The organism is Streptomyces sp. NPDC058685, from assembly GCF_042714725.1.
In the GTDB taxonomy this organism is placed as follows: domain Bacteria; phylum Actinomycetota; class Actinomycetes; order Streptomycetales; family Streptomycetaceae; genus Streptomyces.
This window is the reverse complement of sequence record NZ_JBHXSL010000001.1, coordinates 350,133-359,286: the sequence shown is the minus strand read 5'-3', so window position 1 is coordinate 359,286 and position 9,154 is coordinate 350,133. Positions and strand designations below refer to the sequence as shown.

The following is a 9,154-nucleotide window of genomic DNA, read 5'->3' as shown; positions in this document are numbered from 1 at the left end:
GGGAGCTGATGGCGCGGATCACCCAGGAGGTGCGGGCGGCACGGGCGGCGGTGCGTACAGCGGTGACCCGTACAGCGGTCGTGCGGGCGTACGGCGGTCGTGCGTACGGCGCGAACGCCCTCCGGCAGGCCCGGGGTGACCCGGTGCCGGGAGCGGCACTAGGCCGAGGCGGGGCCCGTCTTGCCGCCGGCTTCCTTCGACTCGGCCCGCGGGTCGGGTGCCTCCTCGAAGTCCACCCGGCCCATGTGCCGGTTCATCGACTTCATCAGGAACCACACGCCCACGGCCAGGGCCGCGAAGACGAGGAAGCCGAGGACTCCGGGCGTGACCTTGTTGTCGTCGACCTCCTTCGCGAGGGGGACGAGATGCGTCAGGGCGAGGTTTGCGCTTGCGCTCATATCAGGCATTGTCCCGGATGCCCGCGAAGAGGTCGTCCTCGGGGAGGGAGGTGTCGACGAGAGACGTGGCGAGCTCGTACTCCTCCGTCGGCCAGACCTCCTTCTGGAGCTCCAGCGGAACGCGGAACCAGCCGCCGTCGGGGTCGATCTGCGTGCGGTGCGCGAGCAGCGCCTTGTCGCGGATCTCGAAGAACTCGGCACACGGCACGTGGGTGGTGAGCGTGCGCTCGACGCGCTCGAACTCCTTCCAGCGCTCCAGCCACTCGCCGTAGGGGGACTCGATCCCCCGGGCCAGCAGCGCCTCGTGCAGGGCGACCGTGCGGGGACGGTTGAAGCCCTGGTTGTAGTAGAGCTTCTGCGGCTGGTAGACGGGCCCGAACTCCGACTCCGGGTAGCGCTCGGCGTCCGCCGCGCCCTCGAAGGCCACCATCGTGATCTTGTGGGTCATGATGTGGTCGGGGTGCGGGTAGCCGCCGTTCTCGTCGTACGTGGTGATGACCTGCGGACGGAAGGTGCGGATCGACTTCACCAGCCGGCCGGCGGCCTTGTCCACGTCCTCCAGGGCGAAGCAGCCCTGCGGCAGCGGGGGCAGCGGGTCGCCCTCGGGCAGGCCCGAGTCGACGAAGCCGAGCCATTCCTGGCCGACGCCGAGGATCTCGCGGGCCTCGTCCATCTCCTTTCTGCGTACCTCGTGAATGTTCTCCTCGATGTACGCGTCCCCCTGGAGCTTGGGGTTGAGGATGGAGCCGCGCTCGCCTCCTGTGCAGGTCACGACCAGCACGTCCACCCCCTCGGACACATACTTGGCCATGGTGGCCGCGCCCTTGCTCGACTCGTCGTCGGGGTGGGCGTGAACGGCCATCAGTCGCAGCTGCTCAGTCAAGACTCGATCCTCAATGATTTGTCGCGTCGGGCAACTCTTATAGTGACCGAATCGGGGGACGGAAAATTCCGGTGCCCCCTGCCCGAGAGGAAAGACCATGGCCGCCGTGCGCGAACAGCTTCCCGAGGGCCGCTACGGCCGCTCCGCGGACGAGCGCGCGGACCGCAGGCTCAAGCTGGTGGGCGCGGTGCTCGGGGCGGCCCTGCTCGGAGTGATCGGCTGGTTCGGCTGGGACTACGTCGCCGGTCAGAGGATCAGCGCCGAGGTGATCAAGTTCTCGGTGATCTCGGACTCCGCGGTCCAGGTGCATCTGGAGGTCCGCAAGGACGCGGACGCCGCCGGCAGCTGCACCCTGCGCTCGCGCTCCGAGGACGGAGCCGAGGTGGGTAGGCTGGATGTGCCGGTGGAGAGCCGCGGCGGGAAGCGGATCGACCAGGTGGTCGAGATCCGGACGACGGCCCGGGCCACCAGCGCGGAGCTGGTGCAGTGCACCGCCCGCTGACGCGGACGGATCATCTGGACGATCACGGCGGGTCACTGCGCTGACCTGCGTTGACGTACTTCTGATGGCTTTCGTCCTCCCCCTGCGGCCACGAAATTGTTAGGCTCGTGGTTTCGCCCATCCATGGAGGCACATCCTTCTGGGTAGGGCGATGCTTTGTATTCCCAGTACCTACGAGGAGCACCTGTGACCCAGACCAGCGAGAACGTCACCTGGCTCACCCAGGAGGCGTACAACCAGCTCAAGGCCGAGCTGGAGTACCTGTCTGGTCCCGCGCGCACCGAGATCGCCAAGAAGATCGAGGCGGCGCGTGAGGAGGGCGACCTGCGGGAGAACGGCGGGTACCACGCGGCCAAGGAGGAGCAGGGCAAGCAGGAGCTCCGTGTGCGCCAGCTGACCCAGCTCCTGGACAATGCGAAGGTCGGCGAGGCCCCCGCGGACAACGGTGTGGTCGAGCCCGGCATGGTCGTGAAGATCGCCTTCGACGGCGACGAGGACGACACCCTGACGTTCCTGATGGCGTCCCGCGAGTACGCGAGCACGGACATCGAGACGTACTCCCCGCAGTCCCCGCTCGGCGCCGGAGTGAACGGCAAGAAGGTCGGCGACGACGCCGAGTACGAGCTGCCCAACGGCAAGAAGGCTTCGGTGAAGATCCTCGAGGCCAAGCCCTACACCGGCTGAGCCGGCCGGCGAACGCCGAAGGGGCCGGACCGCGCGATGCGGTCCGGCCCCTTCGCCGTGTGCGGGCGCCTGTCCCGTGCCCTGTGGGCGCCGCGTCAGGCGGTGGCAGAGCGGTACTTGCGCACCGCCAGCGTCCTGAAGAACACGATGATCAGGACGGACCAGATCAGCGAGGCCCAGACCGGGTGCTGCATCGGCCAGGCGTCGGGTGCGACATAGGCCGGCGGCAGGTTGCCGAACAGCTCGCGTGACGCCTGCACGGTCGCGCTGAACGGGTTCCACTCGGCGATGTACCGCAGGAAGGTGGGCATGTTGTCCGACGGCACGAAGGCGTTCGAGATGAACGTCAGCGGGAAGAGCCAGATCAGCCCGCCGGAGGTGGCCGCCTCGGGCGTCCGTACGGAGAGGCCGATCAGCGCGCCGATCCAGGAGAAGGCGTAGCCGAGGAGCAGCAGCAGACCGAAGCCGGCCAGCACCTTGCCCAGGTTCTCGTGGCTCCGCCAGCCGACCAGGAGGGCGACGAGCGCGAGCACGACGAGGGTGAGCGCGGTCTGGACGAGGTCGGCGAGCGTACGGCCGGTGAGGACCGCGCCGCGTGCCATCGGCAGCGAGCGGAACCGGTCGATGAGGCCTTTGTGCATGTCGTCGGCGATGCCCGCTCCGGCACCCGCGGTGGCGAAGGTGACGGTCTGCGCGAAGATGCCCGCCATCAGGAACTCGCGGTAGGCGGCGGGCGAGGTGCTGCCGTCCACCGAGATCGAGCCGCCGAAGACGTAGCTGAACAGCACCACGAACATGATGGGCTGGATCAGCCCGAAGATGATCATCTCCGGGATGCGCAGCATCCGGATCAGGTTGCGCTTGGCGACGACGAGCGAGTCGTTGACCGACTGCACGATCCCGCCGCGGGGACGGGGCGCCGCGATCTCGACGGCGTCCGCTGTGGTGGTCACTTCACGCTCTCCTTCCGGGACTTCTTGCCCTTGGCGTCCTTGGGTTGCGCGGCCTCGCCGTTCTCCTCGTCCTCGATCTCGGCGTGATGGCCGGTGAGGGAGATGAACACGTCGTCCAGGGTGGGCCGACGAAGACCGATGTCGTCGATCTCCACGCCCCGGGTGTCCAGTTCGCGGATGACCTCGGCCAGCAGCTTCGCGCCGCCGGTCACGGGCACGGTCAGCTTGCGGGTGTGCTCGACCACGGCGACGTCACCCTTGCCGAAGCCCCGCAGGACCTCCTGGGCGGGCGCGATCTGGTCGGGCTCGTGGACGACGACCTCGACGCGCTCGCCGCCCGTCTGGGCCTTGAGCTGGTCGGCGGTGCCGCGGGCGATGACCTTGCCGTGGTCGATGACGCAGATGTCGTCGGCCAGGTGGTCGGCCTCTTCCAGGTACTGCGTGGTGAGCAGCAGGGTCGTACCGCCCTTGACCAGTTCCTGGATGACCTCCCACAGCTGCATGCGGTTGCGGGGGTCGAGTCCGGTGGTGGGCTCGTCCATGAACATCACGGGCGGGGAGACGACCAGGGCGGCGGCCAGGTCGAGGCGGCGGCGCATACCGCCCGAGTAGGTCTTGGCGGGGCGGTCGGCGGCGTCCGCGAGGTTGAAGCGGTCGAGCAGCTCGACCGCCCGGCTCTTGGCGTCGCGCGAGCTCATCTGGTAGAGCTGGCCGACCATTTGAAGGTTCTCACGGCCGGTCAGATACTCGTCGACCGCGGCGAACTGACCGGAGAGGCCGATGCACCGGCGGACTTCGTTCGGGTTCTTCAGGACGTCGATTCCGGCGACGACGGCTTTGCCGCTGTCGGGCTGGAGCAGGGTGGTCAGTACGCGCACGGCGGTGGTCTTGCCGGCTCCGTTGGGGCCGAGAAGTCCGAGGACCGTGCCTTCGGGGACGTCGAGATCGACGCCGTCCAGAGCCCTTACGTCGCCGAAGGTCTTGACGAGACCTTCGGCGTAAATGGCGCCTGGCATGAGGGATCTCCCAAGGTGGCAGGTGGGTGGGTCGCTACGGGGCAAGAAGGCAGGCGGGTGCGAAATCTGTGCGTGGCGGGAGCACGTCAGGGGCCTCACGGTAACGCGATACATCGCGTCACTCAAGATGTATCGCGATAGTCGTGACGTCACGGCCGCGGTGACTGCGGCGGCCGTCGCGTGAGCCGCAGCGGTCGTGCGCAGTCGTCGCCGTCGTCGCCGTCGTCGTCGCAGGAACCCGCGCCAGGTCCCCTGCGCTCAGCTCAGGACGGTGTATCCCGCCCCGCGCAGCGCCGCGGTGACCTCGTCGCAGTGCTCCGGGCCCTTCGTCTCCAGCTGCAGCTCCACCTCCACCTCCGTGAGCCCGAGCCGCGGATCGGTCCTGACGTGACTCACGTCGAGGACGTTAGCGTCGAGCACTGACAACGACCCGAGAAGTGCCGCAAGAGCTCCCGGGCGGTCCGTCAGCCGCACCCGCAGCGACAGATAACGGCCTGCCGCCGCCATACCGTGCCGCAGAATGCGCTGCATCAGCAGCGGATCCACATTGCCGCCCGACAGCAGGGCGACGACCGGTCCCTTGAACGCACGCGGCTCGCTCATCAGCGCCGCGACCGGGCTCGCCCCGGCGGGCTCGACGACGAGCTTCGCCCGCTCCAGGCAGAGCAGCAGCGCGCTGGAGAGCGCGTCCTCGGAAACCGTACGGACCTCGTCGAGAAGATCGCCAATGATTTTGAAGGGGACGTCGCCGGGGCAGCCCACCTTGATCCCGTCCGCCATGGTGGAGGGGGCGTCGATGGCGACGGGGCGACCTTGGGCGAGCGAGGGCGGATACGCGGCCGCCCCCTCCGCCTGCACCCCCACCAGCCGGACATCGGGACGCACCGCCTTCACCGCGACCGCGATGCCGGCGGCCAGACCACCGCCGCCCACACCGACGACGATCGTGCGCACCTCCGGGCACTGCTCCAGGATCTCCAGGCCCACCGTGCCCTGCCCCGCGATGATGTCGGGGTGGTCGAAGGGGTGGATGAAGACGGCACCCGTTTCCTGCGCGTACTCCTGGGCGGCAGCCATGGTCTCGTCGACGACCTGACCGTGCATCCGCACCTCGGCGCCGTACTCCCGCGTCGCCGCGATCTTCGGCAGCGGTGCGCCGACCGGCATGAACACGGTCGAGTGCACTCCGAGCAGCGTCGAGGCGAGCGCCACTCCCTGCGCGTGGTTGCCCGCGGACGCGGCGACGACACCGGCGGCCCGCTCCTCGGGCCGCAGCCCCGCGATCCGTACGTACGCGCCGCGCAGCTTGAACGAACCCGTCCGCTGGAGGTTCTCGCACTTGAGGTGGACCGGCGCCCCCACCAGCTGCGACAGGTACCTGCTGCCCTCCAGGGCGGTGACCCTCGCGACGCCGGACAGCATCTTCTGCGCCCCGCGGACGTCGTCGAGGATGACGGGGCGCAAGGAGTCAGACGTACCGAAGCTCATGACGCCAAGTCTCGCAGCTCAACCGGCCCCCGGCAGACCCGATCAAGCGTTCCTCATGGGATTGTGCAGGGCTGGTACGCACCGCGTGTGGGCCGCGTACTCTGTCCCCCACCAACCGACCACCGCACGAGAGAGCCCCCTAGCCATGCCCACCTCTCAGGACATGACGACTCATCTCGACCCCGGCCTCCTCGATGCTCTCCAGCACCAGGTCGCCGTCTTCGCACGCCGCGCGGAACAGACCCGGCTCGGCGGGGTCGGCCAGGTCCGCAACTCCATGGACCGCGCCGCCTATCTGCTGCTCAACCGGCTCGACCGGGAAGGCCCGATGGGCGTCAAGGCCCTCGCCGCGGGGATGGGCATCGACTCGTCGACCGTCACGCGCCAGGTCGCCCCGCTCGTCGACACCGGTCTCGTCAAGCGCACCTCCCACCCCGAGGACGGCCGGGCCGTCGTCCTCCAGCTCTCCCCGCGCGGCCAGGCCCGGCTGGAAGAGGTCCGCTCCTCTCGGCGCGAGCTCATGGCGCAGGTGACGGACGGCTGGACCGAGACCGAGCGCGAATCCTTCTGCACTCTGCTCACCCGGTTCAACACCGCTCTCTCCGCCCGCCAGGCCGGACTTCCTCCCGTGGACACGGAGACGCCGCCGACCTCTTGACCCGGGCCGCGAATCTGCCCCTATATGAGGACGTGAGCGAGCGGCGGTCGGCACTGGAGCGCCGCCGCGCCCGGGAGTTCCAGGCGTTCGTCGCGGGCGCGGCCGGCCGGTTGCTGCATGCCGCCACCCTGCTCACCGCCGAGCCCGCACCGCGCAATCCGCTGGCGCAGCAGCTGCTGACCTCCGCGCTCGCCCACACCTACGCGGAGTGGGACCGGCTGCGCGGCGAGGACCCGTACGACCGCACCCGGCAGGAACTCGCCACCCGCTTCGCCCGCACCGCCTGGCGCCACCACCGGGTACGGGGCGGCGTACTGGACCGTCTCACGCCGCAGGAGCGGCTGATTCTGGTGCTGCGCCTGTACGAGGGGGTGGCCGAGGAGCAGACCGCGGCGCTGATCGGACTCCCCGTCGAACGCGTCCGCGCCATCTGCGCCCGTGCCGTGGCGACCATGCGCAGCACACCGCCCGCGCCACCGCGCGCCCCGGCCGAGGCGGTGTCATGAGCGGCGCCGACCGCAAGGAGGACGAGGTCCGCCGGATGCTGGAGGCCCAGCATCCCGCGGTGCCCGCGGACCTGGCGGCGCGCGCCGCCGTGCACGGCGGCCGGCTGCTGCGGCGACACCGTGCGGTCCGCCGGCTGACCTGGCTGATTCTGGTGGCGGCGGCCGTCGCGTTCGCGGTGTGGGCGTCGGTCGCCGAGCCGTGGGTGGCTCCCCCGTCGGACATGACGCCTCCACTCGAAGGCTGGTAGCGCCGGCGTACCGGGACTGTGCGCGCATCGACGGGTTCGCCCGGTGCGTGCGGAACTATCCTGGAATGAGCGGTGCACCGACGCCGCGAGGAGGCCGTCATGACCAGGAAAGTCGCCGACTGCCGCAAGATGCCGAGCGAGTCGGGCTGCAGTCTCACCATTTCCGGCGAGGAAGAGGAAGTCGTACGGGCCGCGAGCGAACACGCGGTCTCCGTGCACGGGCACGACGACACCCCGGAGCTGCGGGACGGGATCCGCGGGTCGCTGGAGGACGAGAAGGTCCCCGCGTAGCAGAGGGTCTTCGCTTCGTGCGGGCAGGACCGGTCGTCGCGCAGGCCGCGGGCAGGACCGGTCGCCGCGCAGGCCGCGGGCATGCGGAACGCGTCGACCCGGCCGGACCGGGCGGCCGGCGCAGTCGCCGCGGCGGGACCGTGAAGCCGCGCGGTCGTCACCGCGGCGGGACACGCCGGCGCCGCCGTGGGCCGACAGCCCGGCGCGGTCGTCGGCGCGTCCCGAGCGGGCACGGAACGCGAGCCGGCGCCCGGCCGGGCCCCGAAAGGGCCCCGCCGGACGCCGGCCGAAGCGCGCGCCGCCCGCGACGCCGGACGTGCCGAGGCCCTGTCCTAGCCGAGCGCCTGCTGGAGGTCCGCGATCAGGTCGTCCGCCGACTCGATGCCCACGGACGCCCGCACCAGGTCCGCCGGGACCTCCAGCGCGGAGCCCGCCACGGACGCGTGCGTCATACGGCCCGGGTGCTCGATCAGGGACTCGACACCGCCGAGGGACTCCCCCAGCGTGAACAGCTTCGTGCGGTTGCAGACCTCGACGGCCGCCTCTTCGCCGCCCTGGACGCGGAAGGAGACCATGCCGCCGAAGGACTTCATCTGCTTGGCCGCGATCTCGTGGCCCGGGTGCTCCGGCAGCCCCGGGTAGAGGACCTCGGTGACCTTCGGGTGGCGGGTCAGCATCTCGACCAACCGGCCCGCGTTCTCGCTGTGCCGGTCCATCCGGACCGGCAGGGTCTTGATGCCCCGCAGCACCAGCCACGCGTCGAACGGGCCCGCTACGGCACCCATGGCGTTCTGGTGGTACGCCAGCTCCTCGCCGACCGACGCGTCCGCCGCGATCAGCGCGCCGCCCACGACGTCCGAGTGGCCGCCCATGTACTTGGTCAGCGAGTGCACGACGATGTCGGCGCCGAGCGAGATCGGCTGCTGGAGATACGGGCTGGCGAAGGTGTTGTCCACGACCAGCTTGACGTTCGAGCTGCGCGCGACCTCCGCCACGGCGGCGATGTCGGTGATGCCGAGCAGCGGGTTCGACGGCGTCTCGACCCAGATCAGCTTCGTGTTCTCGGTGACCGCCGCGCGGACCGCGGCCGCGTCGGAGGTGTCGGCGACCGACCAGGAGACGCCCCAGCGCGAGACGACCTTCGCGAACAGCCGGAAGGTGCCGCCGTAGGCGTCGTTCGGGATGACCACGTGGTCGCCCGGCTCCAGCAGCGCGCGCAACAGGCAGTCCTCGGCCGCGAGCCCGGACGCGAAGGCGAGACCGCGGCGGCCGCCCTCCAGCGCCGCGAGGTTCTCCTCCAACGCCGTACGCGTCGGGTTGGCGCTGCGGCTGTACTCGTAGCCGCCGCGGAGTCCGCCCACACCGTCCTGCTTGTAGGTGGACACCTGATAGATCGGCGGGACGACCGCGCCGGTCAGCGGATCGGCGGTGTTTCCCGCGTGAATGGCGAGGGTCTCGAGGCTGTGGAAGCTGTGCTGGTCGCTCATGAGGCCCGAGCGTAGTCCTGTGAAGGGGCAGCGCGTGGTC

General features: G+C 70.2%; 12 protein-coding genes. 6 read left to right on the top strand and 6 right to left on the bottom strand.

Annotation, left to right across the window (positions count from 1 at the left end; all coding sequences use genetic code 11):
* Positions 1 to 158: 158 nt before the first annotated feature.
* Complete coding sequence (locus tag ACFWU3_RS01730; protein WP_356701350.1) at positions 159 to 407, bottom strand: hypothetical protein; 249 nt, start codon at positions 405 to 407, stop codon at positions 159 to 161.
* Positions 400 to 1,281, bottom strand: a complete 882-nt coding sequence (mca, locus tag ACFWU3_RS01725) for a mycothiol conjugate amidase Mca (protein WP_384429540.1) — start codon at positions 1,279 to 1,281, stop codon at positions 400 to 402. Before mca ends, ACFWU3_RS01730 begins: the two co-directional genes overlap by 8 nt.
* 97 nt (positions 1,282 to 1,378) lie before the next feature.
* Here mca and ACFWU3_RS01720 point away from each other — a divergent pair, with 97 nt between their 5' ends.
* Positions 1,379 to 1,783, top strand: coding sequence for a DUF4307 domain-containing protein (locus tag ACFWU3_RS01720; protein WP_384429537.1), 405 nt, complete (start codon positions 1,379 to 1,381; stop codon positions 1,781 to 1,783).
* Between the two features lie 186 nt (positions 1,784 to 1,969).
* On the top strand, positions 1,970 to 2,467 hold the full coding sequence (greA, locus tag ACFWU3_RS01715) for a transcription elongation factor GreA (protein ID WP_327680914.1): 498 nt from the start codon (positions 1,970 to 1,972) through the stop codon (positions 2,465 to 2,467).
* Positions 2,468 to 2,562: 95 nt separating this feature from the next.
* Here the strand turns inward: greA and ACFWU3_RS01710 are convergent, their stop codons facing one another.
* From ACFWU3_RS01710 to ilvA, 3 genes are all read right to left on the bottom strand, one after another.
* The gene (locus ACFWU3_RS01710) at positions 2,563 to 3,420 is read right to left on the bottom strand and encodes an ABC transporter permease (protein ID WP_384429533.1); all 858 of its coding nucleotides are present in this window, start codon (positions 3,418 to 3,420) and stop codon (positions 2,563 to 2,565) included.
* Complete coding sequence (locus ACFWU3_RS01705; RefSeq protein WP_384429530.1) at positions 3,417 to 4,436, bottom strand: ATP-binding cassette domain-containing protein; 1,020 nt, start codon at positions 4,434 to 4,436, stop codon at positions 3,417 to 3,419. Before ACFWU3_RS01705 ends, ACFWU3_RS01710 begins: the two co-directional genes overlap by 4 nt.
* A gap of 258 nt (positions 4,437 to 4,694) precedes the next feature.
* On the bottom strand, positions 4,695 to 5,924 hold the full coding sequence (gene ilvA / locus ACFWU3_RS01700; RefSeq protein ID WP_384429527.1) for a threonine ammonia-lyase: 1,230 nt from the start codon (positions 5,922 to 5,924) through the stop codon (positions 4,695 to 4,697).
* Between the two features lie 145 nt (positions 5,925 to 6,069).
* On the opposite strand from ilvA, the gene ACFWU3_RS01695 reads away from it, so the two are divergent.
* The 4 genes from ACFWU3_RS01695 (at position 6,070) to ACFWU3_RS01680 (ending at position 7,627) form a co-directional block, all read left to right on the top strand.
* Complete coding sequence (locus ACFWU3_RS01695; RefSeq protein WP_313944467.1) at positions 6,070 to 6,582, top strand: MarR family transcriptional regulator; 513 nt, start codon at positions 6,070 to 6,072, stop codon at positions 6,580 to 6,582.
* Positions 6,583 to 6,614: 32 nt separating this feature from the next.
* Positions 6,615 to 7,088, top strand: coding sequence for a sigma factor-like helix-turn-helix DNA-binding protein (locus ACFWU3_RS01690; protein ID WP_384429523.1), 474 nt, complete (start codon positions 6,615 to 6,617; stop codon positions 7,086 to 7,088).
* Positions 7,085 to 7,336 carry a hypothetical protein gene (locus tag ACFWU3_RS01685; protein WP_384429520.1) on the top strand — a complete coding sequence of 84 codons (252 nt, stop codon included), beginning with the start codon at positions 7,085 to 7,087 and terminating at the stop codon, positions 7,334 to 7,336. The genes ACFWU3_RS01690 and ACFWU3_RS01685 overlap by 4 nt, the downstream gene beginning before the upstream one ends.
* 99 nt (positions 7,337 to 7,435) lie before the next feature.
* Complete coding sequence (locus ACFWU3_RS01680) at positions 7,436 to 7,627, top strand: DUF1059 domain-containing protein (RefSeq protein WP_313944470.1); 192 nt, start codon at positions 7,436 to 7,438, stop codon at positions 7,625 to 7,627.
* Positions 7,628 to 7,959: 332 nt separating this feature from the next.
* On the opposite strand, the gene ACFWU3_RS01675 is transcribed toward ACFWU3_RS01680, so the two are convergent.
* Positions 7,960 to 9,114: a cystathionine gamma-synthase gene (locus ACFWU3_RS01675; RefSeq protein ID WP_384429517.1), complete on the bottom strand. Its 1,155-nt coding sequence runs from the start codon at positions 9,112 to 9,114 to the stop codon at positions 7,960 to 7,962.
* Positions 9,115 to 9,154 lie beyond the last annotated feature (40 nt).

What these genes read in the sequence shown, in the direction of transcription:
- ACFWU3_RS01675 (WP_384429517.1), bottom strand. Translation starts at nt 9,114, where the DNA reads ATGAGCGACCAGCACAGCTTCCACAGCCTCGAGACCCTCGCCATTCAC.
- ACFWU3_RS01680 (WP_313944470.1), top strand. Translation starts at nt 7,436, where the DNA reads ATGACCAGGAAAGTCGCCGACTGCCGCAAGATGCCGAGCGAGTCGGGC.
- ilvA (WP_384429527.1), bottom strand. Translation starts at nt 5,924, where the DNA reads ATGAGCTTCGGTACGTCTGACTCCTTGCGCCCCGTCATCCTCGACGAC.
- ACFWU3_RS01685 (WP_384429520.1), top strand. Translation starts at nt 7,085, where the DNA reads ATGAGCGGCGCCGACCGCAAGGAGGACGAGGTCCGCCGGATGCTGGAG.
- ACFWU3_RS01705 (WP_384429530.1), bottom strand. Translation starts at nt 4,436, where the DNA reads ATGCCAGGCGCCATTTACGCCGAAGGTCTCGTCAAGACCTTCGGCGAC.
- ACFWU3_RS01720 (WP_384429537.1), top strand. Translation starts at nt 1,379, where the DNA reads ATGGCCGCCGTGCGCGAACAGCTTCCCGAGGGCCGCTACGGCCGCTCC.
- ACFWU3_RS01730 (WP_356701350.1), bottom strand. Translation starts at nt 407, where the DNA reads ATGCCTGATATGAGCGCAAGCGCAAACCTCGCCCTGACGCATCTCGTC.
- ACFWU3_RS01695 (WP_313944467.1), top strand. Translation starts at nt 6,070, where the DNA reads ATGCCCACCTCTCAGGACATGACGACTCATCTCGACCCCGGCCTCCTC.